Genomic DNA, 24,894 nt, shown 5'->3' with positions numbered 1-24,894 from the left:
CGGCTTCAGGCCGTTGGCTTCGGCAGCGCCGTCCCCGGGGCAGAACCTTGCGGCGCGGCCGGCACGCGGCTGACCGCCTGGCGCAAATTCTCGGCCTCGACGCCGCGCTGGCGCGCCAGCTTGCGGTAGCGGCCCTGCTTGACCCAGGTCGCCAGGCTGCCGACGACCATGCCGATGGCCAGTGCCACGAACAGGAAGATAAACAGCGGCAAGTTCAGCGTCAGCTTCGGATTGCCCGGGTTGAACGGATCGAGCGTGAAGGCGACGAGCTCGCGGTTAGCGACGGCCAGTGCAATCAGGATGACGGCCAGCGGCACCAAGACCACGATAAGTATGAAGCGGTTGAACATAGAGATTCCTTGGGAAAGGCAGGCCTTGAGAGGGCCGACGCGTCAAGTCCGCGCTTATTTGCCGCCGTTCAGCCGTTCACGCAATTCCTTGCCGGTCTTGAAGAACGGCACCCACTTCTCCTCGACCTCGACGGATTCGCCGGTGCGCGGGTTGCGGCCGGTGCGGGCAGGGCGGTTTTTCACCGAAAAAGCGCCAAAGCCGCGCAACTCGACCCGGTTGCCTTCCGCAAGGGCATCAGTGATCTCGTCGAATATCGCCCCCACGATGTTTTCGACGTCGCGCAGGAAAAGATGCGGGTTGCGCGTGGCAATGATCTGCACAAGCTCGGATTTGATCATCAGAAAGGTCCCCGTGAAAGCGCTGCGGTCAAATTATCAGGATGATTTTATTTGTTTTTTTACTCGCCCCAAACGGCAGATCAAGGGTGCCAGACGGAAACGAGACCGTCAAGAAACAAGCGATCGGCGCCGATTTCGTGAAGAACGTCGCTTCCGGTCTCCGACAGACCGAGCGCGCTGCCGACGCTGCGCGCTATTGCTTTCGAGAACAGGAAGCTGCCGCGCCGTTCGGTGTCCTTCCATTCCACTACCTTGAGCTTGGCGTCGACACCCTTGGTCGCCAGCCAGTCGATGGCCACGCTTTCGCCGCCAACGGCGTCGATCAGACCGTTGGCGAGACCCTGGCGGCCGGTGAAGATCGACCCGTCAGCGAGCGCCAATGCCTGGTCGCGGGTCATCTTGCGGCGCTCGGCGACGATGCCGACGAACCAGTCATAGCTGTCGAGGATGAGCTTGCGGACCATGGCGCGCTCGTCTTCATTGGTCGGCTTGAAGGGCGAGGGCGCGGCCTTCAGCGGCGAGGATTTCACCTCTTCGAGCTTGATGCCGACCTTGTCCATCAGGCCGCTGACATCGGGATATTGGATCAGCACGCCGATCGAGCCGACGATCGAGGTCTTACGGGCGACGATGTGGTCGCTGGCGCTGGCGATCATGTAGCCGGCCGATGCGGCCAGCGTGCCGACCTCGGCAACCACCGGCTTGTCGGCGGCGAGCTTGCGCACCTCCTCGTAGATCGATTCGCCGCCGACCGTGGTGCCGCCAGGCGAATCGATGGCCAGGATGACGCCCTTGACCTGCGAGGACGTGCGGATGGTTTCCAGCCGCTTGATCAGTTCCTCGTCCTCGGTGATGGTGCCTTCGATCCTGACCTTGGCGATATGGTTGACCGAGGAGCCGCCGAGGTCTTCGCCATAGAACCAGCTTGCAAGCGCAATCACCCCGACCGCCACGATGGCAATGGCGGCGCCGCGCCAGAAGGTCAGCTTGCGTCGCAAGCGGCGGCGGTCGATCAGGTCGTCGGCTCTCAGTGCCATGGTCTGCCTCATAGTCGGTGGGAAGCGATGCTTTTAAAGCAAGCGTCCGCGCCCGGCTACCTCTTCCTCACGGGGCTGCAACGAAGCGACCGCGCCAGTGGCGGCATTTCAGGAAAAAATGACGCGGCGCCTTCGTTTCTGCTATGAAGTGCCGAAATTGTGTCGCCTGATTTCCGTTTGCAAAAACAACGGCCGTCACATTTTTGCGGTTTTCCTCCGCTTGTGCTTGCTTGCGGGGGCCGGCAACCCACCTATAGCAGGTGTTTTGACGGGCAAGGGTTTATTAGAAGACAGTCATGCTAGCTCGATCGAACGAACCGACCAACGCCGATGCGGCCTTGGCGCCCACGGCGCCAGCGGGCACGCGCGGGGACGCCTTCGACCGCGCCCAGCGCCATTCGCGCCGCGTGCGCGTGCTGAAATTCGCAGTGCCGGTGCTTGCCGCTGGAATCGCGGTTGCGTTTCCGGTCTATTCCTATCTTGCGGCGCCGGTCTCGATCTCGATACAGGCCGACGGCACCGCCTTTGCCGACGGCAAGCTGGTGATGGCCAATCCCAAGCTCAACGGCTTCACCAAAGGCAAGCTGCCCTATTCGCTGACGGCGCTGCGCGCCATCCAGGACGTCGGCATGCAGGACATCATTCAACTCGAAGGCATCCATGCCAAACTGCCGCTGACGGCGGACAATGTGGCGGTCGTCGATGCCAAGCGCGGCATCTATAACCGCAACGCCAACACGATGGACATGACCAGCGACGTCACCGTCACCACCACCGACGGCGTCGCTGCCACGTTCAAATCGGTCTTCCTCGACATGGGCAAAGGCTCTATGAAGACAGGTGATCCGGTCGATGTCAGCCGCAACGGCTCGCGGATCACGGCGGGTTCGATGTCGGTCGAAGAAAATGGCAACGTTGTCGTTTTCGAAAATAAGGTAAGCGTTCACATCGATCCGGCCACTATGAAGGCGGCAGAGGCAAAGAGCGGAGAATCGAATGCGTCCCAGTAATTCGGCACGGCTTGTCGCCGCAGCTTCGGCCTTGCTGTTGCTGGGTGTGGCGCCGTCCTGGGCTCAGTCCAGCGCCAGCAGCCAATCCGGGCTCAAACTGTCGGGCGACCAGCCGATCCAGATCGAGAGCGACAAGCTCGAGGTCCGCCAGGCCGACAGCATGGCGCTGTTCAGCGGCAACGTCACCGTGACGCAGGGACCGACGCTGCTCAAGGCCGGCAGTATGGAAGTCTACTACGTCAAGGACCCCAACGCCGCCAAGGGTGCGGCCGCCGGCGCTTCGGCGATGACCGGCTCGGCCAACATCGATCACCTGGTGGTCAAGAACAAAGTCTACATCAAGTCGAATGACCAGATCGCCACCGGCGACAACGCCACGTTCGACATGAAGACGCAGGTTCTCGTACTGTCGGGCAATGAAGTCGTGCTGTCCCAAGGCCCCAATGTGCTCAAGGGCTGCAAGCTCACCGTGCAGATGAAAAGCGGCCTGGCTCAGGTCGATGGCTGCGGCGGGCGAGTCATCATGTCGATGACACCGCCGCCGAAATCTGAGGCGCCGAAGCCCGAATGACTGGCGTATCTTCGCTGCTGACCCGCCTTCCGGGACGGGCGGCCAGCAAACTTGCTGCACCGGCCACAGTCACCGTCGATTCCGCGAAGTTCAAGGGCACCCTGATCGCCAAGGGTCTGACCAAGAGCTACAAGGGCCGCAAGGTGGTCAGCGGCGTCACCATCGGTGTGCGCGCCGGCGAGGCTGTCGGGCTGCTCGGCCCAAACGGCGCCGGCAAGACCACTTGTTTCTACATGGTCACCGGCCTGGTGCCCGTCGACGAAGGCACCATCGAGATCGACGGTTTCGACGTCACCTCGATGCCGATGTATCGTCGCGCCCGGCTCGGCATCGGCTATCTGCCGCAGGAAGCGTCGATCTTCCGCGGCCTCAATGTCGAGCAGAATATTCGCGCCGTGCTCGAGGTGGTCGAGAAGGACCGCAAGGTGCGCGAGCGCAATCTCGACGAACTGCTCGAGGAATTCCACATCAGCCATCTGCGCAAGTCGCCGTCCATGTCGCTGTCCGGCGGCGAGCGGCGGCGCCTGGAAATCGCCCGTGCCCTGGCGACGCGGCCGGCCTACATGCTGCTCGACGAGCCTTTCGCCGGCATCGACCCGATTGCGGTCGCCGACATCCAGCAGCTGGTGCGCCATCTGACGGCGCGCGGCATCGGCGTGCTCATCACCGACCACAATGTGCGCGAAACGCTCGGCCTCATCGACCGCGCCTACATCATCCATGCCGGCCAGGTGCTGACGCATGGCCGCGCCGACCAGGTGGTGGCAAACCCCGATGTGCGGCGCCTTTATCTCGGCGAGGGTTTCACGCTCTGAGCGTGAAATTTGTTTCCTGACGCGATTTTGCCGCCCAGCCGAGCCTTTTTTCTTCGATTTTGCGTGAGATAGCGCCCCGGTAGAGGCCTTTTGCCAGCATTTTCCTTGACAAGCAAAAGCTGGGCCAGTTTCTATGGAGGGTCGGAAAAATTCATTTTCCGGCAGCTTCTGATGTGTAGGCTTCCGGGTGCAGAAGGGCGTTTGAAACCGAACCATGGCGCTGGCGGCGAAACTACAGCTACGACAATCCCAGTCGCTGGTGATGACGCCGCAACTGATGCAGTCGATCAGGCTGCTGCAGCTCACCCATATCGAGCTCGACCACTTCATCGACGACGAGATCGAGCGCAATCCGTTGCTGGAGCGCGCCGAGCCCCAGGATGACGCCGCAAGTGACCAGGTGCAGAAGGGCGACGCCGCGCCTGAGCCTGCCGCCGATGGCGACTGGTTCGAGAGCGAGACGGCGTGGAGCGCCGAAGCAATCTCGGACAAGCTCGACAGCTCGCTGGAGAACCTGTTTCCAGACGATCCCGGCACCAGCGAGCGACTCGGGCCCGACCTGACGGCGCAGTGGAAGTCGGCCACTGGCAATGGTTCGTCCGACTCGTCCGAAGGCTTCGATGTCGGCGACATGGCTGCTGCCGCAATCACGCTGCGCCAGCATGTCGGCGAGCAGATTGCGCTTGCCTTTGCCGATCCGGCCGCAAGGCTGATCGCCAGCGAACTGGCCGACGGCCTGGACGAGGCCGGCTATCTGCGCGCCGACCTGGCTGACACCGCGAAACGGCTCGGCGCCGATCAGGCGATGGTGGCCAAGGTGCTGGCCGTTTGCCAGACATTCGAGCCGGTCGGCCTGTTTGCGCGCGACCTTGCCGAGTGCCTGTCGCTGCAGCTTGCCGTGCGCGATCGCCTCGATCCGGCGATGAAGACGCTGATCGGTAACCTTGAACTCCTGGCGCGGCGCGATTTCCAGACGCTGAAGCGGCTTTGCGGGGTCGACGAGGAGGATCTCCTCGACATGTTGGCCGAAATCCGCGCGCTCGACCCGCGCCCGGGCATGGTGTTCTCGGGCGGCACCAGCGACGCTATCGTCGCCGATGTCGAAGTCCGCGCCGCCAATGACGGCAGCTGGACGGTCGAGCTCAACGCCGAGACGCTGCCGCGGGTTCTGGTCGACCACATCTATTTCGCCCAGGTCTCGCCGCAGGCCAAGAACCAGGCGGAGAAGGATTTTTTGGCCGAATGCCTGCAGAACGCCAATTGGCTGACGCGCAGCCTCGACCAGCGCGCAAAGACGATCCTGAAAGTGGCGTCGGAAATCGTGCGCCAGCAGGACGCTTTTCTCGTCCATGGCGTGCGCCACCTCAGGCCGCTCAACCTGCGCACGGTGGCCGATGCGATCGGCATGCACGAATCGACCGTCAGCCGCGTGACGGCCAACAAATACATGCTGACGCCACGCGGCGTGTTCGAGCTGCGTTATTTCTTCACCGCTTCGATCGCGGCATCGGGCGGTGGCGACGCGCATTCCTCGGAAGCGGTGCGCGACCGCATCAAGCAGCTGATCGACGAGGAAAAGCCCGCAGACGTGCTGTCCGATGACGCCATCGTCGACATGTTGAAAGAAAGCGGCGTCGATATTGCCAGGCGCACCGTGGCCAAATACCGCGAGGGCATGAACATTCCCTCATCGGTGCAGAGGCGGCGCGAGAAGCGCGCTCTGGCCAGCGCCGGGCGCTAGTTCTGCTTGCCCGACACGGCTTTTGCTGTGGCTGGATTTCCACAACTCTAGGCCTTCATTGACAAGCCGCAATGAAGTGTCTAGAAGCCCGCCCGCATGAGACGGGCTGAATTGCCCGCATGCGGATGGTCCGTCACGATGAAGGCCACGGGACGGCCAAGAAGGCGGATTGTGATCAACCGGAAAGTTCGGATCTAAAATCGGCGCGAGTTGACGCCGCAAAGCTTGTGCGCACGGACCACGAGTATAAACTCTGGCCAGTTTGAAGCCTGAGCAAGGAAGGTCAGTTTTCAGATGAAGCTGCGCATATCGGGAAAGCACATGGATATCGGCGATGCGTTTCGTACGCGCATCACCGACCGTGTCGGAGAGGCGATCGGAAAATATTTCGACCGCGGTTTTTCAGGGCATGTCACGGTCATCAAATCGGGGTCGCGTTACTCCGCCGACTGCATGATCAGGCTGGATTCCGGCGCTTCGCTGCAGGCGACCGGGGACGCCCAGGATCCAACGCTTGCCTTCGAGGCGGCTGCGGATCGCCTCGAAACGCGGCTTCGGCGCTATAAGCGCCGGCTGAAGTCGCACAATTCAGGCAACGGAAATGGCGAAATCACCGACATCGCCTATACGGTGATGGCGCCGCTAGCCGACGACGACGAGGAGATTCCGGAGGATTTCGCGCCGGCCATCGTCGCCGAATCAACCATGACGCTGCAGACCATGTCGGTGGCGTCGGCAGTCATCGAGCTCGACACCAAGGAGAGCCCGGTCTTCGTCTTCCGCAACGCCGGAAACGACCACCTCAACATCGTCTATCGGCGGCCGGACGGAAATATCGGCTGGATCGACCCGTCCACGACCAAAGTCGCACAAGGATGACGACAACAGTCGCACAGGGATAAGAACCAGCCGCGCGAGGGGCGAGGACTGGCGACGGCAGGCGAATAAGGGATTTTCAAGCATGGATCTGAGCGATCTTATCAACGTTCCGGCGATCATGCCGGCGTTGAAGGCGAACTCCAAAAAGCAGCTTCTGCAATTGCTGTCCGAGAGAGCGGCGGCGATTTCCGGCATTCCGGAGCGCGAAGTGTTCGACACCATCCTGCAGCGCGAACGGCTGGGCTCCACCGGCGTCGGCAACGGCATCGCCATTCCGCACGGCAAGCTCGCCGGGGTCAAGCGCATCGCCGGCGTCTTTGCCCGGCTGGAGACGCCGGTCGATTTCGAGGCGCTGGACGACCAGCCGGTCGATCTGGTGTTTTTGCTGCTGGCCCCGGAAGGCGCCGGCGCCGATCACCTCAAGGCGCTGTCGCGCATCGCAAGGGTGTTGCGTGACGCTGACACGGTGGCCAAGATCAGGGGCACGCGCGATGCGGTCGCCATCCACGCGCTGCTGTCGGACACGCAGGCCTCTCACGCGGCCTGAAGTCTTCGGGGATTAAGTCGTCCAGGGGCCGCCAAAGGCGGCCCTTTGCATTTCCGATCCTGACAATCGCCATAGTGAATGGCGACGGTGCGCCTTAGTGAATAGCGACAGTGGTCAGGTCGTTTTCCATGGCGCCGGCCAGAGCCCGGTCTTTCGCATCGGAAAGCAGGATCGGCTGGCCGTTGGCGGCAAACAGGGCCCACAGGACCATGCCGGGCGCGATTTCGCCGAGATTGGGGAAGCGGCCGAGCAATTCTTCGCTCGAGAGCTTGCGGAGGTAAGCGACCGAGCCTTCGCCGAGATGGGCGAATTCGCCGCTGGTCATGGTGATGGTTTCGTCAGTTCTGGTCATTTCAAAGCCTCCTTGGCGCGTGGACGCCGCTCAAGGCCATCCCGCATGAGAGCCATCGGTAAAGATCAGTCTTTCACCGATATATTTATTTTCCGTACCAGCCGTTCGGACTCCGGGCGATCGAGATCGATCGACAAAAGGCCGTTCTTCAGTTCCGCTGCGATCACCCGCATGCCGTCGGCCAGCACGAAACAGCGCTGGAACTGGCGCGCGGCGATGCCGCGGTGGAGGAATTCGCGCTCGGTGTCGTCGGTCTGACGGCCGCGCACGACCAGCTGGTTTTCCTCCGTGGTGACATCGAGATCGCTTTCGGCGAATCCCGCCACAGCGAGCGTAATGCGCAGCCTTTCGGCGTTGCCGTCGGCACCGCTGAGGCGCTCGATGTTGTAGGGAGGATAGCTGTCACCGGATTTCGCCAATCGTTCCAGGGTCTTTTCCATGGCATCGAAACCCAGGAGAAGCGGGCTGGAGAAGGGCGTCATTCGGCTCATGTTACACTGTCCTCTTTGGAGCGACATAAACTGGAAAAACCCGGATGGCATTTTTCCCGATGGTCTTGATATGGTCCGCGCCGCGGCGAAGTTCAAGCCGTCTAAAACCCCCGCCAAAAGACTCCCCCGCATAAGGAAATGAAATGCCCCAAACCTGCAAGATCATCATCGACACGGATCCCGGCCAGGACGATGCCGTCGCCATATTGCTGGCGCTCGGCAGCGCCGAGCTGGAGGTCGTCGGCATCACCGCTGTTGCCGGCAACGTGCCGCTGAAATTGACCGAGAAGAACGCCAGAAAAATCTGCGAACTGGCCGGTCGCCCCGATATCAAGGTCTATGCCGGCGCCATCCGCCCGCTGGCGCGCGAACTCGTCACCGCCGAGGAAGTGCATGGCAAGACCGGCCTCAACGGCCCGCAACTGCCCGACCCGAAGATGAAGCTGCAGCACCAGTATGCGGTCGATTTCATCGTCGAGACGTTGATGAAGGAAGAGGCCGGCACGATCACGCTGTGCGCACTCGGCCCGCTCACCAATGTCGCGCTGGCGCTGATCCGCGAGCCGAAGATCGCGCCGCGCATCAAGGAAATCGTGCTGATGGGCGGCGGTTTCTTCGAGGGCGGTAATGTCACACCGACCGCCGAGTTCAACATCTATGTCGACCCGCAGGCCGCCGACCTGGTGTTCAAATCCGGCATTCCGATCGTCATGATGCCGCTCGACGTTACCCACAAGGCGCTGACCACGGCCAAGCGCACGCAGGCCATCCGCAAGCTCGGCACCAGGGTCGGCACGGCGACGGCCGAGATGCTGGAATTCTTCGAGCGCTTCGACGAGGAGAAATACGGCACCGATGGCGGGCCACTGCACGACCCCTGCGTCATTGCCTATCTGTTGAAGCCGGACCTGTTCAAGGGCCGCAAGTGCAACGTCACCGTGGAAACGGCCTCCGAACTCACCATGGGCATGACCGTGATCGACTGGTGGGGCGTGACCAAGCGGCCGAGGAACGCCATGGTGATGCGCGACATCGACCATGACGCGTTTTTCGCGCTGCTGGTGGAGCGGTTGGCGCGGCTTTAAGCCTGCCTTGACGCAGATGTTCGCCCAGGGGCCTGGCGCCTCTGGGCGTTACCTGTGCGCCTATTCACGCAGCAGGCGGTATGTTTCGGTATCGTTGCGGCGATGCTGCCGCTCGATCGAAACCTTGGAGCCAATGGCTCTCGGCACTGTCGTGTTGTCATAGGCAAACACCAGGCCGTCATTTTCATCGAGGCGAATTCCATACAAGTAGCGGAACCCGCTGCCGATCGCGACTTGGGGACTTGCAGGAGCGTTGAGAACGTTGACCACTGTACCGGTCAGGCGCTCGACATCGACGATCGGACTGCTTCGCCTTGCAATCGGAATGCCGATCGCCAGCGCGCAAACGCCCACGACAAGAATGGTGATGAGAATGCCCCTGAGGTTCTCCTGCACGGTCATCCAGGCAAGGGAATGGCGAGCCTTGGCCATGTGTATCACCTGACAGCAGGGACGCTGTGTTTCATCGGTATCGTGACCGGCGGTCGTTCAATTTGCGAACCTGTAGAAGGTCGAGCCATTCTCGCGCGTGACGAGCTCAATGTTTGCGTGAGCGCCGATCAGATGCGGGCGTTCGTCTTCTACAAGAAAAGACGAGCCGTCCTCGGCAGACACCAGATAGATGCCGCGGCCGTGATCCAATTGGACACTTTTGACCGTTGCATCGATTGGCTCAGCCGAGCGAATCGGGCTGGCGTCATTCGCCCATTTGTGCGGATCCATGGCGAAAAGCGCCGCAAATACGGCAACGATCAGGATCACGCCAGGCGCATTCCTTTTAATGTCAGCAACAGCCCACGGCACCGGCATGAATCCCCAACTGCCTATTCATGTAGTGGACAGGAGGCCGACTTTCAATCGGCCTACCTATTCAGGAGATTGTGGTTTGCGTCTTGGCTTCTGACTGCCGTTACTTCGCCTTCGAAAAGGCCAACCACAGGCCGCCGCCGACCAAAAAACTGCCGCTGATCCTCGACATCAGTTTGATGCGGTTGGCCGAGAGCAGGCGGCCGGCACGGCTGGCGGCGAGCGCGTAGGTCGAATCCGAGACGGCGGCGAAGATCATGGCGGTGAGGCCCATGACGACGATCTGCAGCGTGTAATTGCCCTGAGGGGCGATGAACTGCGGGAAGAAGGCGCCGAAGAAGACCAGCGTCTTGGGGTTGCTCAGCGCCACAGCCAAGCCCTGCAGGAAGAAGCCGCCGCGCGGCTTCCTGGCGGTGCCGTCGGCGTTCAGCGTGCCCTTGGCGCGGAACATCTGCACGCCCATCCAGATCAGGTAGGCGGCGCCGATCAGGCGCACCCATTCGAACCAGTGGCCCATGCCCGATATCAGCGTGTTGAGGCCGATGCCGACAATGGCGATCATCACGGCAAGCCCGGCCTGCGTGCCGGCGACATTGGCGAGCCCGGCGCGCGCGCCGTGGCGGATGCTGTTGGCGATGATCAGCGTCACGGTCGGGCCGGGCACCAGGATGATGACGATGCAGGCAAGGACATAGGCGGCGTAGAGTTCCAGCGACATTGGGATTCCTCGGGGATTTCCTCAACAGAAAGCGCCTCGCGCGGGCGCGGCAGGGCCTGATCAATGCACGCCGGCGACGCCGGTGCAAGCCGGCAGGAGAGGTCGCCGGCAGCCGCGGGTTGACATCAGGAGGCTCCGGCCTGCCACGGCAGCGTCGCCTCATAGGCCGCGCCGGCCCTGAGCACGGCGAGATCGCCGCGCGGCCGGCCGACCAGCTGCATGCCCATCGGCCTGCCCGCGGCGTCGAAGCCGACCGGCACGTTGAGCGCCGGACAGCCACCCAGTGTGGCGAAGGCCGAAACCTGCATCCACCGGTGGTAGCTGTCCATCGCGCGTCCGGCGACCTCCTGCGGCCAGTGGATGCCGACCTCGAAAGGAAAGACCTGCGCCGTCGGCAGCGCGATGAGATCGAAGCGCTCGAACAGCGACAGCAGCGTGCGGTGCCAGGAGGTGCGGACAACCGACGCCGCGCGGACCTGCGGCGCCGTCAGCCGCATGGCGTTCTCTACCTCCCAGACGGCTTCTGGCTTCAGCAGGGCGCGTTTGTGCGGGTCGTCATAATGGACTTTCAGCGCCGAGCCACTGCTCGCCTGGCGCAGTGTCACGAAGGCCTGCCACAGCGCTTCGAAATCGACATCCGGCAGCAAGGGCTCGCTCACGAAGGATGCCTCCGCGAAGCGGCCGAGGGCTGATTCGCACAGATCGAGGATACCGGGCTCTGTCGGCAGGTGACCGCCGAGGTCGCCGAGCCAGCCGATGCGGCCGCCCTTTGCCGGCGTTGCCAACCCTTCGAGGAAGGAGCCAGGCTTGTCCCATGACAGTGGCGCGTGCGGGTGATAGCCCGCCTGCACATCGAGCAGCAGCGCCATGTCACGCACATTACGGCCCATCGGCCCGTCGACGCCCATCTGGGCATGAAAGACTTCGACGTCCGGTCCACCGGGGACAAGGCCCTGCGACGGGCGGAAGCCATAGACATTGTTCCAGGCGGCCGGATTGCGCAGCGAGCCGCCGAAATCGCTGCCGTCGGCGACAGGCACCATGTCCAGCGCAAGGGCGACCGCGGCGCCGCCGCTCGAGCCGCCGGCGGTGAGCGCCGGATCGAAAGCGTTCAACGTCGGGCCGAACACGTTGTTATAGGTGTTGGACCCCAAGCCAAATTCGGGAACGTTGGTCTTGCCGATGATGATGGCGCCGGCCTTGCGGATGCGCTCGACGAAGAAATCATCTTCCTGCGGCACGAAATCGGCGAAGATCGGTGAGCCGGAACTGGTTCTTAAGCCGCTGGTCATGGCGAGGTCTTTTATCGCCATCGGCAGGCCGAACAGGGAGCCGGTCTGTCCGCCCTGCGCCAGATGCGCGTCAGCCGCGTCGGCCTCGCGCAAAATGTCTGCGCGCTCGCGCAGCGACACGATGGCGTTGACCAGCGGGTTCACCGCCTCGATACGGTCGAGGAAGGCCGTGACTACGTCGCGCACGGACAGGCGACGAAGCCTGATCGCCTCGGCAAGGTCGATGGCGGAAAGGCGGCAAATATCGCCGGCCGGTGGCACTGCATGCTTCGTGGCAGGGCGCATCACTGTCATCCGGCGGCGTTACGCAGGGCGGCATCGACATCCGCCGCCAGCGGGATCGCCGGCTGGGCGCCGGGCTTCAGGCAGGCCAGGGAGCCTGCGGCGGCGGCACGGGTGAGAGCCTGGTCGAGCGGCAGGTTGGACGCCAGCCCGGCCGCAAGATAGCCGCAAAACGTGTCGCCGGCGCCGACCGTATCGACCGGGGTGATCTTGAGCGCCGGCACGGTCAGGAAATCGTCCGGGGTCGCGGCCAGCACGCCGTCGCCGCCGAGCGTGACGACAATGGTGCGGCCGGTCTTGCCGGCGAAGTCGCGCATGCGCGCCGCGCGGTCGCGGCCTTTCAGCGACAGCGCCTCGCCGTAAAGGTCGAATTCGGTTTCGTTGGCAACGGCGTAGTCGGCCTTGCCGAGAAAGGAAGCCGCGTCGCCGCGGAAGGGCGCGGTGTTGAGCAAGGTGATCGCGCCGGCGGCGCGGGCGGCGTCAAGCGCTGCATCGACCGTCTGCAGCGGGATTTCGTGCTGCAGCAGAACGACGTCGCCCTTACCAAGGAAAGCTTTGGCGAGATCGCCGGGCAGCACCGAATCATTGGCGCCCGGCACCACGGCGATCACGTTCTCGCCGTCGGCGCCGACCAGGATCAGCGCCGTGCCGGTGGAAGCGAAGCTCTGGCCGACGCCCGACAGATCGACCTTGCCCGCGACAAGCAGCGCCTGCGCCTCGGTGGCGAAGTTGTCCTTGCCGACGGCCCCGACCATGCGCACCTTGGCGCCGGCGCGCGCCGCGGCCAGCGCCTGGTTGGCGCCCTTGCCGCCGGGCGCGGTGGTGAAACCGGAGCCGCGGACCGTTTCACCCGGCGAAGGCAAGCGGTCGACATTGGCGATGAGGTCGAGGTTGATCGAGCCGACAACGATGATCAAGAAAAGGCCTCCTGCGGGAATGCGCGGGAAGCTAACCTGTAAGCCGGCGGCTTGCCAGAGCGTGCGGATGTTTTGCTCGACTTCCGAGGCTCGCAAAAAGAAAAACACCGGCGAAGGGTTTTCGCCGGTGTTGTTTGATGCGGGTGCTTCAGGAAGCGGTCTGGCCCGCTTCCCAACCGAGGATGGCGCGTTTGCGCGTCAGACCCCAATGGTAGCCGGTCAGCGCGCCGGACTTGCCGATCGCCCGGTGGCACGGCACGACGAAGGACAGCGGGTTGGCGCCGACTGCCGCGCCGACCGCACGGCTCGCCTTCGGCGCGCCGATCCCGGCGGCGATCGAGGAGTAGGTGCAGGCCCTGCCCATCGGGATCCTGAGCAGCGCGTCCCAGACACGCAGCTGGAAGTCGGTGCCGATCATCACCACGCGCAGCGGCTGGTCGGCGCGCCACAGCGTCGGATCGAAGATGCGCGCGGCATAGGGTTGGGTGGCGCTCATGTCCTCGACATAGGTCGCGTTCGGCCAACGGCCCGACATGTCGGCGAAGGCCGCCCGCTCGCCGCCCGGATCGTTGAAGGCGAGCCCCGCAAGGCCGCGTTCGGTGACCATGATGAGGGCAATGCCGAAGGGCGAGATGTGGTAGCCGTAGCGGATAGTCAGCCCGGCGCCGCGCGTCTTGTAATCGCCCGGCGACATCGCTTCATGGGTGACGAAGAGATCATGCAGCCGGCCAGGGCCGGACATGCCAAGCTCGAACGATGTTTCCAAGAGCGGCATGCCGGAATCGAGCAGCTTGCGCGCATGGTCGAGGGTGACCGCCTGCAGGAAGGCTTTCGGCGACAGGCCAGCCCAGCGGGTGAACAGCTTTTGCAGGCCGGTCGGCGTCTCGCCGACATCGGCTGCCAAAGCTTCCAGCGAGGGCTGGTCGCGATAGTCGAGGCTGATCTTCTCGATGGCGCGGCGCACGACCTCGTAGTCGCTGCCTTCGGGGGTGATGTCGTTCTGCAGGATCGCTGTCGGCTTCATCTGCGTATTCATGGTCATCTGGGCGTTCATGGCAATACCTCCTTGACCGCGAATATCGGTCTTTGCGCCCTTTACAACCACCCGAAACTTGCCTTGTCGCCGACCATTCACAAATAGACAGTGCATTCCCAAGCGCGAGATGCCGATGGCCGGCGAAAAGGTAAATCTGACCGGGGCAAGGGAGACCTTGCTGATGACGCTCTACGGCAAGGCGCTGGAGAGCCGGCTGCCGCAGTCACTGCTCGGGGATCGCTTCGCCGACGAGGCCGTGCGCAAGATCGACTATGATTTTTCGCGCCTCAAGGTCGACACCAATCTCGGCATCGGCCTGGCGATCCGGGCCAGGACGTTCGACGTCCGTGTGCAGGACTTCGTCGCCAGAAATCCCTGCGCCATCGTGCTGCATCTCGGCTGCGGGCTCGACACGCGCATCTTCCGTGTCGATCCGCCTGACGGCGTGGAGTGGTTCGATGTCGACTATCCCGATGTCATCGCGCTACGGCGCAAGCTCTACCCGTCCCGGGAGCTCTATCACCTGGTCGGCTCTTCGGTGACCGAACCGGACTGGCTGACGCAAGTGCCACGCAATCGCCCGGCCGTCGTGGTGATGGAGGGGCTGACGCCCTATCTCCCGGCCGAGGAAGGGCCGCGCCTGTTGTCGCGTCTCGTCTCGCATCTTGCCGGCGGCGAGCTGATGTTCGACGCCTACAGCCGATTCGGCCTGAAGATGCTTCGCCTCAATCCGACCATCAGGGCGACCGGCGCCGAGGTCCACTGGGCGATCGACGACCCGCACGAACTGGAGCGCGCCGTTCCGAAGCTGCGCTTCGTCGATGACATCTCGGCCTACAGCGCCGAACGCACCACTCACATGGGCTGGTCCGCGAAACTGTTCATCGTGCTCTGGAGACACATTCCCGCACTGCGCAAGGTCGGCAGGATTCTGCGCTTCCGTTTCTGAGGCGCCGCTTCAGCGCGTTTTAGCGGTCGCAAGAGCGCGCGAGAACGCGGTGGCAAAACTTTCGCGGGAGTCTGGATCCAGGAACGAGCCGATCGGCACATTCTGCCCCTGTGCTTCAACTGCCATCCTGGTGATACCGATCTCGGCGTGGCGGGCGACGGAAAAGCGCGCCCAGAACGGGTTGAAGCGATGCGCCTCCGATTTGCCCGAGGGCGCGGTCTTGCGGATGTCGAGGCTGGTGCGCGACACCGAGACCTCCTCGCGGGCGCGGGCGGCGCGGTAATTGGCGCGGAAGGCGATGTAGACGGCGATCACGTCGAGCCCGAAGAAGCCGAACACCGGCCAGGCGCCGCGCGACAGGAAAAACGCCCCGGTCACCACCCAGCCCAACAGCAGCGCGCCCATCAGGATCAGGAAGCCCGTCCTTCCCAGCGACCGGTGTGGGGTCAACAATGCGTGAAAGAAGGGCTCGTCAGCCTGAAACGAGGCGTTTGTGTCGCTCATGGCGGGATATTATAGGAGGGAAATGGCTAGCCCCAAGTCCAAAGATTCTTCCATGCCCAAAAGTGAACTGCCACCAGGCCGGCGCGACGGCTCGAACGCGAAGCCGCGGCCACGGCCGGCAAGGGTTCGTTCGCTCTACAGCGCTGCCGAAGTGCATGAGATCTTCCGACGGTTTTCGGTGCAGCGGCCCGAGCCGAAGGGCGAACTCGAGCACGTCAACGCCTTCACGCTGCTGGTGGCGGTGGTGCTGTCGGCGCAGGCGACCGATGCCGGCGTCAACAAGGCGACGCGGGCGCTGTTCAAGGTCGCCGACACGCCGCACGAGATGCTGGCGCTGGGCGAGGCCAAGGCGGGCGAATACATCAGAACCATCGGGCTCTGGCGCAACAAGGCCAAGAACGTGATTGCGCTGTCGGAGGCGCTGATCCGCGACTATGGCGGCGAGGTGCCCGGCGACAGGGATGAGTTGGTCAAGCTGCCGGGGGTCGGACGCAAGACCGCCAATGTCGTGCTCAACATGGCGTTCGGCCAGCACACGATGGCGGTCGACACCCACATTTTTCGCATCGGCAACCGGCTCGGCCTGGCGCCGGGCAAGACGCCTGAGCAGGTCGAGCAGGGGCTGCTGCGGATCATTCCGGACGAATATATGCGCCATGCGCATCACTGGCTGATCCTGCATGGCCGCTATGTCTGCAAGGCGCGCAAGCCGGATTGCCCGGCCTGCGTCATCGCCGATATCTGCAAGGCGGCGGAGAAGACCACCGATGTACCGGCGCCGCTGGTGGAGATCGCGGCGCTCGGCGCCTCCGACGTTCCGGATAACTAGTTCTCCTCCACGAACACCTCTTCGCGCTTCTTCTTGACCGAGGGCAGGAAGACGACGACGAGCACGGCCAATGCCACGAGCAGCAGGCCGGCGCTGATCGGCCGGGTCACGAAGGTCGAGGGGTCGCCGCGCGACAGGATCATGGCGCGGCGCAGGTTTTCCTCCAGCAACGGGCCGAGCACGAAGCCGAGCAGCAGGGGTGCGGGTTCGCAGCGCAGCTTGGTCAGGACGTAGCCGAGCAGGCCGAAGAAGGCGACGGCATGCAGATCGAAGGCGTTGGTGTTGACGCTGTAAACGCCGATCGAGCAGAACGCCATGATGATCGGGAACAGCACGTAATAGGGGATCGTCAGCAGCTTCACCCAAAGCCCGATCAGCGGCAGGTTCAGCACGATCAGCATCAGATTGCCGATCCACATCGAGGCGATGATGCCCCAGAACAGTGCCGGCTGCTCAGTCGCGACATTGGGACCGGGCACGATGCCCTGGATGATCATGGCGCCGATCATCAGCGCCATGACCGGGTTGGCCGGAATGCCCAGCGTCAGCATCGGGATGAAGGACGTCTGGGCGCCGGCATTGTTGGCTGATTCCGGCCCGGCGACGCCGGCGATCGCGCCCTTGCCGAATTCCTCCGGGTGTTTCGAGACGCGCTTTTCGACCGTGTAGGAGGCAAAGGCGGCAAGCACCGCGCCGCCGCCGGGCAGGATGCCGAGCGCCGAACCGATGATGGTGCCGCGCACGATGGGTGCCGCCATGGCCTTGAAGTCGTCGCGGGTCGGCATCAGGCCGGACACCTTTTTGATCAGCACCGAGCGCTCATGCTCGTTTTCGAGGTTGCGCAGGATCTCGGCGACGCCGAAGACGCCGACCGCCACCGCGACAAAGTTCAGCCCGTCGGCATACTCGCGGATTCCGAGCGTGAAGCGCGGCGTGCCGGTGTAGATGTCGGTGCCGACGATGCCGAGCAGCAGGCCGAGCACGACCATCGCCAGCGCCTTGACGATCGAGCCGTGGGCGAGCGCGACGGACGAGACGAGGCCGACGATCATCAGTGAAAAATACTCCGCCGCGCCGAATTGCAGGGCGATTGCCGTCAGCGGCGGGGCAAAGACGGCGACGAGGAAGGTCGACACCGTGCCGGCGAAGAACGAACCGATCGCGGCGATCGCGAGCGCCGCCCCGGCGCGGCCGTTGCGGGCCATCTGGTAGCCGTCGATCGCGGTCACAGCCGAGGAGGATTCGCCGGGCATGTTGATGAGGATGGCGGTGGTCGAGCCGCCATACTGGGCGCCGTAGTAAATGCCGGCAAGCATGATCAGCGAGGAGACCGGGTCGCCGATCTGGAAGGTGATCGGCAACAGCATGGCGATGGTTGCCGTGGCGCCAATGCCGGGCAGGACGCCGATCAGCGTGCCGAGCAGAACGCCGATCAGGCAGAAACCGAGATTGGCCGGCGTTGTCGCCGTTGAGAAGCCGAGTTCGAGGTTTTTGAGCAGGTCCATCTCATCACCTCACAATGCCGGCCATTGGGGCAGCCAGGGGCCGAAGCGCTGGAACGGCAGCCCGAGCGCGTAGCTGAAGACGAGCACCGAAAACAGCGTCAGTGCGGCTGACAGCACAAGCGCGGTCAGCGGCTTCATACGGCCGCTGGCAAAGGAGGCGATCAGCGCCGTCAGGAAGATCGACGGGACGAAGCCGAGCCCGCGCACCGTCAGGCCGAAGAAGATCGGCGCCGGCAGGATGAACAGCATGCCGCGCCAGGCAATGGGGCCGATCGGTTCACCTTCGACGCGCACCGCCTGGACGAGGATGATGGCGCCGAGCACGATCAGCACGATCGCCAGCACCAGCGGGAAATAGCCCGGTCCCATGCGGAAGGCGGTGCCGATCTCAAGGCCGAGCGACTGTATCGCGAAAAAGGCACCGAAAAAGATGAACAGCGCGGCGCACAGGCCGTTTGTCCTGTCGATTGCGAAAGGTTTCATGACGGTCCTCCCAGGGGCCTGCCGTTGCAAATGTGAAAACCGAAGCGAAAACGAGGCGCCGGAAGCGCCCCCGTTCAAGCCCTCAGTCGGCGTACTGGCCGGCGGCTTCGATGATCGGCTTCCAGCGTGTGATCTCGCCCTCCAGCTTGGCCTTCAGCGCCGCCGGCGTCGCATCGGCTTCGGGTGACGGCTTGGTGCCGAGTTCGGCGAAGCGGGCGATGACGTTGGGGTCCTTCAGCGCCACCTGGAGCGACTTCGACAGCCGGTCGGTGATCGCGGCCGGCGTGCCTTTCGGCGCATATAGGCCGTGCCAGATGCCGACCTGCACTGCGGGCAGGCCACCTTCGATCGTCGTCGGGACGTCCTTCATGACATCGAGGCGTTCCGGCGTGGTGACGGCATAGGCCTTGATGGTACCGCCCTGGATCTGCTTGGTGGTGTTGGTGGTCTGGTCGCACATGATATCGACCTGACCGCCGAGAAGGTCGGTCATGGCCGGGCCGGTGCCCTTGTAGGGCACGGTGACCAGCGGCGTGCCGATGGCGCTCATGAACAGCATGCCGCACAGATGCGAGGCCGCCCCGATGCCGGCATTGGCGACGGTGATGGAGTCCTTGTTGGCCTTGGCGTATTCGACCAGCCCTTTGAGATCGGTCGGCTCCAAATCCTTGCGGGCGACGATGGCCATCGGCACCTCGGTGACGAGGCCGACATATTCGAAGGCGTTCAGCGTGTCGTAGGCGAGCTTCCTGTAGAGTGTGGCGCTTGTCGCCATGCCGATGTGATGGAGGAGCAGCGTGTAGCCGTCCGGATCGGCGTTGGCGACGCGGCCGGCGCCCAGCGTGCCGCCGGCGCCGCCGACATTCTCGACGATGATCTGCTGGCCGAGATCCTTCGACATGGCTTCGGCGACAAGGCGCGTGACCGTATCGGTCGGACCGCCGGCTGCAAACGGCACGACGACGGTGATGGTGCGCTCGGGATAGGTCTGTGCGCCGGCGGTGAACGAATAAAGCGTGACGGCCGCGGCGGCGGCCAGGGCGGTAACGAATTTCCTCATCGTAATTCTCCTCCCAGGATATCAATTTCCAACCGTTGCCCGGAACCCGCCAGCGATGTGCAACATTGGCAGGCTAACAGATTGTCGCCTGACGCAAACTGCAAAATACAGTCGTCCGCAAGCATGGCGATCGGTGGGGAGTATGCCCGGCGGCGATGCGGTTTCGTGTTGGCGTTGCTTCAATAACCGTAGCCGCGCGCCATGGCCGCTGCAAAGACCGGGATCAGCAGGAAGATGAAGGCTTCGGCGCGCACATAGGTCTTCACCGAGGCGAGCTCCGCCGCCGGCACCTGAAAGCCGGGACTGCCGCTGGCCTGCCGGTTCCAGGAGATGAAGCGGATGGTCGGGATGATCGACAGCATGCCGACAATGGCGAACGCCGAGATCTTGGCCCAGAACACCCAGTTGTAGACGTAGAACTCCCAGCCCTTCAGGCCAAAGATGACGCGGCCGATGCCGATGATGATGATCAGACTGGCGATGATGCCATAGTGGCGGTCAATGCCGGCAAGCCGTTTGAGCGTGGCGGCGGAGAGGTCGCCGAGGATCAGGACAAATTCGGCGCCGATGATGCCGGCCAGCGAGAGCACCAGCAGGTGATGGAAAATGGCAAGCACAAGGTCCGTGGTGTCCATGGCGCGCTCCTCCGTTGGCGGTGTCGAGTCCGGCCCTCACCGGACCGGTCGCGGAAGGTAGCATCGTTCGGCAGAATTCCCAGAGGCAGGCTGCTTCCTGTCCAGTCATCAGTGTCATTGACGCCACATCCTGACCCTAGCTTGATTGATCGAGATGGTTTCGCTGGCCGTACGATGATCCGCCTTGGCCCTTGTTGGCGAGCGTTGGTCTGTTAAGCGACGACCGTCAACGGAGGCAGAGTTTCATGGGCAATCCAAAAGTTGCCGGCGTCCCGGTTCTCGAGACGGAGCGGACCATCCTGCGGGCGCACCGGATCGATGATTTCGACGACTATGCCGTCATGTGGGCCAATCCCGTCACCACCCGCTTCATCAGCGGCAAGCCGCGGACGCGCGAGGAAAGCTGGATGCGATTCCTCAGGCACGCCGGCTTGTGGTCGCTGCTCGGCTACGGCTTCTGGGCGATCGAGGACAAGGCCAGCGGGCGTTTCATCGGCGAGGCCGGGTTCCACGATCTCAAGCGCGATATCGAGCCGTCGCTCGAGGGCATTCCGGAAGCCGGCTGGGCGCTGGCGCCGCAGGCGCATGGCAAGGGTTTTGCCAGCGAAGTCGTCAGGCGGGCGCTGGCCTGGGGCGACGAAACCTTTGCCGGCGCCAGAACCGTCTGCATCATCGATCCGGAAAACACCGGCTCGCTGAACGTCGCGGCAAAGTGCGGCTACACCAAAGTGCTGGAAACCACCTATCACGATGGGCCGACAATCCTGCTCGAACGGCGGGTGTGAAGCACTTCATCGACGCAATTGCCTCGTTCTGCAAAAATTGCCATCCTGATCTAGCTACGCAGTTCCTGTGGGAAAACCGCTCACACTTTTCCTGGAATTGCTCTTTGGGGGAGGCTGACCATGCGTACGATCAATGCGATACTTGCAAAGCTTTTCTGGGCCGGGCTGCTCATCTTTGCGACCGTGCGGCTGGCTGGCGCCGATGCGACGGTGCCGACCGCCGACATCGAGGGTGCCGCCGACAATCATCTGGCCAAGCGCTATGAGGGGTCATTCATCGTCTCCTACGAAAAATTCGCCTATACCGATTTCACCGTGCCGCTGTCGCCGCTGAAGCCGAGTGCCGATGCGGACGCGCGCGATACGATGAACAATCGCATCTATGCACCGGACAAGAAGGCCGAGGTCGAGGGTGCGCTGACCCGCATCGCCTATGTGCTGCCGGCCGAGCGCTCGCCGCTCGAAGTGCTGCGCAACTATCAGGATGTGATCGAGGCCGCCGGCGGCGAAGTCCTGTTCGAATGCAAGAAGGAAGAGTGCGGCGGCGCTGCCGACCGGTCGTCGAGCGGCGGTGGCGGCGACATGAGCTTGATGATGTATTTCTTCCATGAAAGCGATATCAAGTACGCGGCGTTTTCCAATGGCGCCTGTGCAGTAACCACGGGCATCAACGACCAGCGCTTCTTCTCAGCCAAGGTGCCGCAGGATGGCGGCGACGCCTATGTCACGGTGCAGGCCTACTCGCTGATCGATGACCTCTACTGCAAGGAACTAAACGGCCGCACCATCGCCGTCGTCCAGGTGCTGGAGCCGAAGGCGCGCGACAAGAAGATGGTGGTCGTCGAGGCCGCCAAGATGGCGGATTCGCTCTCCACCACCGGCTCGATCTCGCTCTACGGCATCTTCTTCGACACCGACAAGTCTGACATCAAGCCGGAATCGGAGCCGACGCTGAAGGAGATCTCGACGCTTTTGACCAACGAGCCCGGCATGGCGGTGATCGTCGTCGGCCACACCGACAATCAGGGCGCTTTCGACTACAATATCGACCTGTCGTCGCGGCGGGCGCAGTCGGTGAAGGCGGCGCTTGTCTCTAAATACGGCATTGACGGCGGGCGGCTGACTGCCGCCGGCGCCGGCATGATGGCGCCCGTCGCCAGCAATGACGACGAAACCGGCCGCGCCAAGAACCGGCGCGTGGTGCTGGTCAAGGCGAACTGACGAAGTCCGGCGACGGCTTTTCTTGTCATCCGGCCTTGCGCAATTTTCGCGCAAGGCCGTTCCAACGATCTTTGTCCCTCCCCTTTGCTGGCCCCGCTGGATGCAGCAGCGTCATGGAGGCGTTGAAACGTTGCGGCCTGGCTATCGCATAGCCTTGCGCATAGTCGACGCCGATGGTCTTCAGTGCCGCGATGATGCCGTCGCTTTCGACGAATTCGGCAATGGTGCGCTTGCCCATCACCTTGCCGATATGATGGATCATCTCGACCATGGCACGGTCGATCCGATCCTCCAGCATGTCCTTGACGAAGCTGCCGTCGATTTTCAGATAGTCGACGGGCAGGTGTTTCAGGTAGGCGAAGGACGACATGCCGGAGCCGAAATCGTCGAGGGCGAAGCGGCAACCCAAGCCGCGCAGATCGGCAATGAAGCGCATGGCATTGGCGAGATCGGCGATGGCGCTGGTCTCCGTGATCTCCAGACAAATCATTTTCGGCGGAATGCCATGGGCAAGAAACTGCTCGCGCAGGAAGCCGAGGAAGGTCTCGTCGCCGAAGCTGGCGCCGGAAAGATTGATGGCACAAGTGGTGATGGGAGAGGCCGTTGGATCGGCGAGGCGCGCCGCCAGGACGCCGAAGGTGTTGCGCACGACCCAACGGTCGATCGACGGCATCAACCCATAGCGCTCGGCCGCCGGAATGAAGCTGGCAGGCGAGACGACGAGACCGTCCTCGTCGGTCAGCCGCAGCAAGATCTCGATATGCGCGCCGGCTTCGGCGGCCGCCTCGTTCAGCGGCCAGATCTCCTGGGCATGAAGCGTAAAGCGGTTTTCTTCCAGCGCGGCATGCAGGCGCTGAACCCAGGCCATCTCGCCGAAGCGTTCGCGCAAGGCGACATCGCTATCGCTGTGCAGCTGAACCCGGTTGCGGCCTTTTTCCTTGGCCATGTAACAGGCGACATCCGCAGCCCGCAGGGTCTCCTCAAGCGTGATTTCGGCATTGGTGATCTGAACCATGCCGATGCTGACGCTGCTGTTGAAAGGCCTGGCTTCCCAGGTGAAATGCAGGTCCTGCACCGTTGCACGCAGGCGTTCGGCGATGTCGACAGCGAGATCCAGGCTGCAATCGAACAGCAGAACGCCGAACTCGTCGCCACCCAGCCGCGCTAGCATGTCGCCCGGCCGCAGCGCATTGCCGAGGAGCATGGAAATCTGCCGCAGCAACTGATCGCCGGCCGCATGACCACACGTATCGTTGACAAGCTTGAACTGATCTAGATCCAGGTACATCAGCGCGTGCTGACGGGGCTTGTGACGCAATTCGGCAATTTCCGACTCCAGCCGGCTTTCGAAGTCGTGGCGGTTGGCAAGTCCGGTCAGCGCGTCATGCGAGGCCTGCCAGGAGAGCCGCTCGATGTAGTCCTGTTCGCGCGTCATGTCGTGGAAAGCCAGCACTGCGCCAACCACATGGCCGGAAATGAGCAGTGGCGCGCCGGTCAGCGCCACGGGAATGACCGAGCCGTCCGCGCGCTGCAGCAGTTGCGGGCGGACGTTGGGGCGACGTGGCTCGCCAGCCAGCAGGCGTTCCGCCAACCCGAGTTCCTCGACACCGGTGTCCTTGTCCAGCAAGCGGAACAGCGAGGCGATCGGCTTGCCCCTGGCCATGTGGAGCGAGTGTGCCAGCAGCCGCTCGGCGACGGGGTTCATGTAGTCCACCAGTCCGTCCGCTTGCGTGCTGATGACAGCCTGGCCGATCGAGGCGAGGGTGATCTGGGCGCGCTCGCGTTCGGCATTGAGGGCGGATTGGAAAGCCCGGCGCTGCGCCAGCAGTTTGCGGGTGCGCCACACGGCGAGCAGGATGAGCAAGGCGGCGGTAGCCAGGTTGGCGAGCGTCAGCACCATCTTGATGAAACGGGATCCCTCGCCGAGGCTGTCGGAGAAGGCCTTGGAAAGGGGACCGATCAGATGGTTGAGTTGATGGATTTGGGCTTTCCAGGTGCTGATTTGCGCAGCCGAAACTGCCCCTTCCAAAAATCCTTGGTGGATCGTGTTGCCGAGCCGATCGATTTCAAGAATCATTCTGTCAGCGGCCGTCCAATGCTGGATGGCAACGTCGAGATAGCTCACCTCGCGGAAGTTCTGGAACAGCCAGATCAATCCCGTCAGATCGTCGGGGTGGTTGCCGCCTTGCAGGAAGCCGGCGCGGGCGGCGCTGATGTCGGGTTCGGGCTGCTCGAGGGCAAGTCGAGCCGAACGATCGGCGAGCGGAACAGCGATGGCTCCGCGATACTCGTTGAAGAATTCTTCCTTGCCGGTTTCGGCATAGAGACTGAGAAAATAAATGGCCTGCTTCTGTCCCTTGGACCAGTGGCTCTCGCCGCCGACATAGGCGCGTACCGCCGAGAGCGTGTAAAGGCTGCCGCTGGCAACCAAGGCCTGGACAAGAACCACGAGGATGAATGGCCAGACCAGCCCGAGAAGACGGGGACTGGTGTCTGTTGGTGACAGCCTCATCAAGCTCTCATGGGTATAGCCATGGCTCCTTGCGAATTGCCTGCCGACCAGATGCTGGCCAAGCGACGCCCCCTTCCAATGTCGCCTATATCCGGCGACGATTGACTGACTAGCCTACCGGCATTAACAGCAAATAAATTCT

Annotated in this window: 28 protein-coding genes; 11 read left to right on the top strand and 17 right to left on the bottom strand. The window is 63.1% G+C overall.

The features are described from left to right. Positions 1–5: 5 nt before the first annotated feature. The 3 genes from ACYHH6_RS32410 to sppA form a co-directional block, all read right to left on the bottom strand. The gene (locus tag ACYHH6_RS32410; RefSeq protein WP_352585722.1) at positions 6–350 is read right to left on the bottom strand and encodes a DUF1049 domain-containing protein; all 345 of its coding nucleotides are present in this window, start codon (positions 348–350) and stop codon (positions 6–8) included. Between the two features lie 54 nt (positions 351–404). Then, on the bottom strand, positions 405–689 hold the full coding sequence (locus ACYHH6_RS32405) for an integration host factor subunit beta (RefSeq protein ID WP_006200394.1): 285 nt from the start codon (positions 687–689) through the stop codon (positions 405–407). 80 nt (positions 690–769) lie between these two features. Further along, on the bottom strand, positions 770–1,726 hold the full coding sequence (sppA, locus tag ACYHH6_RS32400) for a signal peptide peptidase SppA (RefSeq protein ID WP_352585723.1): 957 nt from the start codon (positions 1,724–1,726) through the stop codon (positions 770–772). A 296-nt stretch (positions 1,727–2,022) separates the two neighbouring features. Between sppA and lptC the strand changes: the two genes are divergently transcribed. From lptC to ptsN, 6 genes are all read left to right on the top strand, one after another. Further along, entirely contained in the window at positions 2,023–2,736 is a 714-nt protein-coding gene (lptC, locus tag ACYHH6_RS32395) for an LPS export ABC transporter periplasmic protein LptC (RefSeq protein WP_352585725.1), read from the top strand. Next, on the top strand, positions 2,723–3,307 hold the full coding sequence (locus tag ACYHH6_RS32390) for an LptA/OstA family protein (RefSeq protein ID WP_352559666.1): 585 nt from the start codon (positions 2,723–2,725) through the stop codon (positions 3,305–3,307). The genes lptC and ACYHH6_RS32390 overlap by 14 nt, the downstream gene beginning before the upstream one ends. After that, positions 3,304–4,122, top strand: coding sequence for an LPS export ABC transporter ATP-binding protein (gene lptB / locus ACYHH6_RS32385; protein ID WP_112562685.1), 819 nt, complete (start codon positions 3,304–3,306; stop codon positions 4,120–4,122). Before ACYHH6_RS32390 ends, lptB begins: the two co-directional genes overlap by 4 nt. 214 nt (positions 4,123–4,336) lie before the next feature. Next, positions 4,337–5,863, top strand: a complete 1,527-nt coding sequence (rpoN, locus tag ACYHH6_RS32380) for an RNA polymerase factor sigma-54 (RefSeq protein WP_352585727.1) — start codon at positions 4,337–4,339, stop codon at positions 5,861–5,863. Positions 5,864–6,157: 294 nt separating this feature from the next. Next, a complete protein-coding gene (gene hpf / locus ACYHH6_RS32375; RefSeq protein ID WP_112562681.1) occupies positions 6,158–6,742 on the top strand; it encodes a ribosome hibernation-promoting factor, HPF/YfiA family in 585 nt (194 codons plus the stop codon). 82 nt (positions 6,743–6,824) lie between these two features. Then, positions 6,825–7,289: a PTS IIA-like nitrogen regulatory protein PtsN gene (ptsN, locus tag ACYHH6_RS32370; RefSeq protein ID WP_006200387.1), complete on the top strand. Its 465-nt coding sequence runs from the start codon at positions 6,825–6,827 to the stop codon at positions 7,287–7,289. Between the two features lie 94 nt (positions 7,290–7,383). Here ptsN and ACYHH6_RS32365 read toward each other — a convergent pair whose 3' ends face one another. Further along, positions 7,384–7,641 (bottom strand): BQ00720 family protein, encoded by a 258-nt coding sequence (locus ACYHH6_RS32365; RefSeq protein ID WP_352585730.1) that lies wholly within the window; start codon positions 7,639–7,641, stop codon positions 7,384–7,386. A gap of 65 nt (positions 7,642–7,706) precedes the next feature. Continuing rightward, complete coding sequence (locus ACYHH6_RS32360; protein ID WP_023770615.1) at positions 7,707–8,132, bottom strand: Hsp20 family protein; 426 nt, start codon at positions 8,130–8,132, stop codon at positions 7,707–7,709. Between the two features lie 143 nt (positions 8,133–8,275). Between ACYHH6_RS32360 and ACYHH6_RS32355 the strand changes: the two genes are divergently transcribed. After that, positions 8,276–9,217 carry a nucleoside hydrolase gene (locus tag ACYHH6_RS32355; RefSeq protein WP_352585732.1) on the top strand — a complete coding sequence of 314 codons (942 nt, stop codon included), beginning with the start codon at positions 8,276–8,278 and terminating at the stop codon, positions 9,215–9,217. Positions 9,218–9,277: 60 nt separating this feature from the next. Here ACYHH6_RS32355 and ACYHH6_RS32350 read toward each other — a convergent pair whose 3' ends face one another. The 6 genes from ACYHH6_RS32350 to ACYHH6_RS32325 all read right to left on the bottom strand — a co-directional run bounded on the left by ACYHH6_RS32350 (position 9,278) and on the right by ACYHH6_RS32325 (position 14,287). Continuing rightward, positions 9,278–9,649, bottom strand: a complete 372-nt coding sequence (locus ACYHH6_RS32350) for a hypothetical protein (RefSeq protein ID WP_352585734.1) — start codon at positions 9,647–9,649, stop codon at positions 9,278–9,280. 57 nt (positions 9,650–9,706) lie between these two features. Continuing rightward, positions 9,707–9,979 (bottom strand): hypothetical protein, encoded by a 273-nt coding sequence (locus ACYHH6_RS32345; protein WP_352585736.1) that lies wholly within the window; start codon positions 9,977–9,979, stop codon positions 9,707–9,709. A gap of 148 nt (positions 9,980–10,127) precedes the next feature. Next, positions 10,128–10,742: a LysE family translocator gene (locus ACYHH6_RS32340; protein WP_352585737.1), complete on the bottom strand. Its 615-nt coding sequence runs from the start codon at positions 10,740–10,742 to the stop codon at positions 10,128–10,130. Between the two features lie 125 nt (positions 10,743–10,867). After that, positions 10,868–12,328, bottom strand: coding sequence for an amidase (locus ACYHH6_RS32335; protein ID WP_352585739.1), 1,461 nt, complete (start codon positions 12,326–12,328; stop codon positions 10,868–10,870). Then, complete coding sequence (locus tag ACYHH6_RS32330) at positions 12,325–13,233, bottom strand: ribokinase (RefSeq protein ID WP_352585740.1); 909 nt, start codon at positions 13,231–13,233, stop codon at positions 12,325–12,327. The genes ACYHH6_RS32335 and ACYHH6_RS32330 overlap by 4 nt, the downstream gene beginning before the upstream one ends. A 148-nt stretch (positions 13,234–13,381) precedes the next feature. After that, positions 13,382–14,287, bottom strand: coding sequence for a methylated-DNA--[protein]-cysteine S-methyltransferase (locus ACYHH6_RS32325; protein ID WP_352585742.1), 906 nt, complete (start codon positions 14,285–14,287; stop codon positions 13,382–13,384). A 115-nt stretch (positions 14,288–14,402) separates the two neighbouring features. On the opposite strand from ACYHH6_RS32325, the gene ACYHH6_RS32320 reads away from it, so the two are divergent. Continuing rightward, on the top strand, positions 14,403–15,218 hold the full coding sequence (locus tag ACYHH6_RS32320; protein WP_352585744.1) for a class I SAM-dependent methyltransferase: 816 nt from the start codon (positions 14,403–14,405) through the stop codon (positions 15,216–15,218). Positions 15,219–15,227: 9 nt separating this feature from the next. Here ACYHH6_RS32320 and ACYHH6_RS32315 read toward each other — a convergent pair whose 3' ends face one another. Beyond that, positions 15,228–15,722 carry a DUF2244 domain-containing protein gene (locus tag ACYHH6_RS32315; protein WP_352585746.1) on the bottom strand — a complete coding sequence of 165 codons (495 nt, stop codon included), beginning with the start codon at positions 15,720–15,722 and terminating at the stop codon, positions 15,228–15,230. A 22-nt stretch (positions 15,723–15,744) separates the two neighbouring features. Between ACYHH6_RS32315 and nth the strand changes: the two genes are divergently transcribed. Continuing rightward, a complete protein-coding gene (gene nth, locus ACYHH6_RS32310) occupies positions 15,745–16,551 on the top strand; it encodes an endonuclease III (protein ID WP_352585748.1) in 807 nt (268 codons plus the stop codon). Here nth and ACYHH6_RS32305 read toward each other — a convergent pair. From ACYHH6_RS32305 to ACYHH6_RS32290, 4 genes are all read right to left on the bottom strand, one after another. Continuing rightward, positions 16,548–18,056 (bottom strand): tripartite tricarboxylate transporter permease, encoded by a 1,509-nt coding sequence (locus ACYHH6_RS32305; protein WP_352585750.1) that lies wholly within the window; start codon positions 18,054–18,056, stop codon positions 16,548–16,550. The two genes, nth and ACYHH6_RS32305, sit on opposite strands and share 4 nt — an antisense overlap. Before the next feature lie 9 nt (positions 18,057–18,065). Continuing rightward, on the bottom strand, positions 18,066–18,539 hold the full coding sequence (locus tag ACYHH6_RS32300) for a tripartite tricarboxylate transporter TctB family protein (RefSeq protein WP_352585752.1): 474 nt from the start codon (positions 18,537–18,539) through the stop codon (positions 18,066–18,068). A gap of 82 nt (positions 18,540–18,621) precedes the next feature. Next, positions 18,622–19,599: a tripartite tricarboxylate transporter substrate-binding protein gene (locus ACYHH6_RS32295; RefSeq protein WP_352585754.1), complete on the bottom strand. Its 978-nt coding sequence runs from the start codon at positions 19,597–19,599 to the stop codon at positions 18,622–18,624. A gap of 179 nt (positions 19,600–19,778) precedes the next feature. Then, positions 19,779–20,234 (bottom strand): DUF2214 family protein, encoded by a 456-nt coding sequence (locus ACYHH6_RS32290; protein WP_352585755.1) that lies wholly within the window; start codon positions 20,232–20,234, stop codon positions 19,779–19,781. A 245-nt stretch (positions 20,235–20,479) separates the two neighbouring features. On the opposite strand from ACYHH6_RS32290, the gene ACYHH6_RS32285 reads away from it, so the two are divergent. Continuing rightward, a complete protein-coding gene (locus ACYHH6_RS32285) occupies positions 20,480–21,019 on the top strand; it encodes a GNAT family N-acetyltransferase (RefSeq protein ID WP_352585757.1) in 540 nt (179 codons plus the stop codon). A gap of 120 nt (positions 21,020–21,139) precedes the next feature. Continuing rightward, positions 21,140–22,240, top strand: coding sequence for an OmpA family protein (locus ACYHH6_RS32280; RefSeq protein WP_352585759.1), 1,101 nt, complete (start codon positions 21,140–21,142; stop codon positions 22,238–22,240). Positions 22,241–22,265: 25 nt separating this feature from the next. Here ACYHH6_RS32280 and ACYHH6_RS32275 read toward each other — a convergent pair whose 3' ends face one another. Then, positions 22,266–24,752 carry an EAL domain-containing protein gene (locus tag ACYHH6_RS32275; protein ID WP_352585760.1) on the bottom strand — a complete coding sequence of 829 codons (2,487 nt, stop codon included), beginning with the start codon at positions 24,750–24,752 and terminating at the stop codon, positions 22,266–22,268. Positions 24,753–24,894: the final 142 nt, after the last annotated feature.

Source organism: Mesorhizobium sp. P171375, assembly GCF_057786075.1.
The sequence above is the reverse complement of the archived record's forward strand: the minus strand, read 5'-3'. Positions and strand labels throughout refer to the sequence as shown.

Excerpts from the sequence above, each read along its gene's own strand:
- ACYHH6_RS32355 (WP_352585732.1), top strand. The coding sequence starts at position 8,276 with ATGCCCCAAACCTGCAAGATCATCATCGACACGGATCCCGGCCAGGAC.
- ACYHH6_RS32405 (WP_006200394.1), bottom strand. The coding sequence starts at position 689 with ATGATCAAATCCGAGCTTGTGCAGATCATTGCCACGCGCAACCCGCAT.
- lptC (WP_352585725.1), top strand. The coding sequence starts at position 2,023 with ATGCTAGCTCGATCGAACGAACCGACCAACGCCGATGCGGCCTTGGCG.
- ACYHH6_RS32315 (WP_352585746.1), bottom strand. The coding sequence starts at position 15,722 with ATGAGCGACACAAACGCCTCGTTTCAGGCTGACGAGCCCTTCTTTCAC.
- ACYHH6_RS32280 (WP_352585759.1), top strand. The coding sequence starts at position 21,140 with ATGCGTACGATCAATGCGATACTTGCAAAGCTTTTCTGGGCCGGGCTG.
- ACYHH6_RS32290 (WP_352585755.1), bottom strand. The coding sequence starts at position 20,234 with ATGGACACCACGGACCTTGTGCTTGCCATTTTCCATCACCTGCTGGTG.
- ACYHH6_RS32410 (WP_352585722.1), bottom strand. The coding sequence starts at position 350 with ATGTTCAACCGCTTCATACTTATCGTGGTCTTGGTGCCGCTGGCCGTC.
- ACYHH6_RS32285 (WP_352585757.1), top strand. The coding sequence starts at position 20,480 with ATGGGCAATCCAAAAGTTGCCGGCGTCCCGGTTCTCGAGACGGAGCGG.
- ACYHH6_RS32390 (WP_352559666.1), top strand. The coding sequence starts at position 2,723 with ATGCGTCCCAGTAATTCGGCACGGCTTGTCGCCGCAGCTTCGGCCTTG.
- ACYHH6_RS32275 (WP_352585760.1), bottom strand. The coding sequence starts at position 24,752 with ATGAGGCTGTCACCAACAGACACCAGTCCCCGTCTTCTCGGGCTGGTC.
- hpf (WP_112562681.1), top strand. The coding sequence starts at position 6,158 with ATGAAGCTGCGCATATCGGGAAAGCACATGGATATCGGCGATGCGTTT.
- sppA (WP_352585723.1), bottom strand. The coding sequence starts at position 1,726 with ATGGCACTGAGAGCCGACGACCTGATCGACCGCCGCCGCTTGCGACGC.
- ACYHH6_RS32365 (WP_352585730.1), bottom strand. The coding sequence starts at position 7,641 with ATGACCAGAACTGACGAAACCATCACCATGACCAGCGGCGAATTCGCC.
- ACYHH6_RS32325 (WP_352585742.1), bottom strand. The coding sequence starts at position 14,287 with ATGAACGCCCAGATGACCATGAATACGCAGATGAAGCCGACAGCGATC.
- nth (WP_352585748.1), top strand. The coding sequence starts at position 15,745 with ATGGCTAGCCCCAAGTCCAAAGATTCTTCCATGCCCAAAAGTGAACTG.
- ACYHH6_RS32350 (WP_352585734.1), bottom strand. The coding sequence starts at position 9,649 with ATGGCCAAGGCTCGCCATTCCCTTGCCTGGATGACCGTGCAGGAGAAC.
- ACYHH6_RS32335 (WP_352585739.1), bottom strand. The coding sequence starts at position 12,328 with ATGACAGTGATGCGCCCTGCCACGAAGCATGCAGTGCCACCGGCCGGC.
- ACYHH6_RS32360 (WP_023770615.1), bottom strand. The coding sequence starts at position 8,132 with ATGAGCCGAATGACGCCCTTCTCCAGCCCGCTTCTCCTGGGTTTCGAT.
- ACYHH6_RS32305 (WP_352585750.1), bottom strand. The coding sequence starts at position 18,056 with ATGGACCTGCTCAAAAACCTCGAACTCGGCTTCTCAACGGCGACAACG.
- ACYHH6_RS32300 (WP_352585752.1), bottom strand. The coding sequence starts at position 18,539 with ATGAAACCTTTCGCAATCGACAGGACAAACGGCCTGTGCGCCGCGCTG.
- ACYHH6_RS32320 (WP_352585744.1), top strand. The coding sequence starts at position 14,403 with ATGGCCGGCGAAAAGGTAAATCTGACCGGGGCAAGGGAGACCTTGCTG.
- rpoN (WP_352585727.1), top strand. The coding sequence starts at position 4,337 with ATGGCGCTGGCGGCGAAACTACAGCTACGACAATCCCAGTCGCTGGTG.
- ACYHH6_RS32340 (WP_352585737.1), bottom strand. The coding sequence starts at position 10,742 with ATGTCGCTGGAACTCTACGCCGCCTATGTCCTTGCCTGCATCGTCATC.
- ACYHH6_RS32295 (WP_352585754.1), bottom strand. The coding sequence starts at position 19,599 with ATGAGGAAATTCGTTACCGCCCTGGCCGCCGCCGCGGCCGTCACGCTT.
- ptsN (WP_006200387.1), top strand. The coding sequence starts at position 6,825 with ATGGATCTGAGCGATCTTATCAACGTTCCGGCGATCATGCCGGCGTTG.
- lptB (WP_112562685.1), top strand. The coding sequence starts at position 3,304 with ATGACTGGCGTATCTTCGCTGCTGACCCGCCTTCCGGGACGGGCGGCC.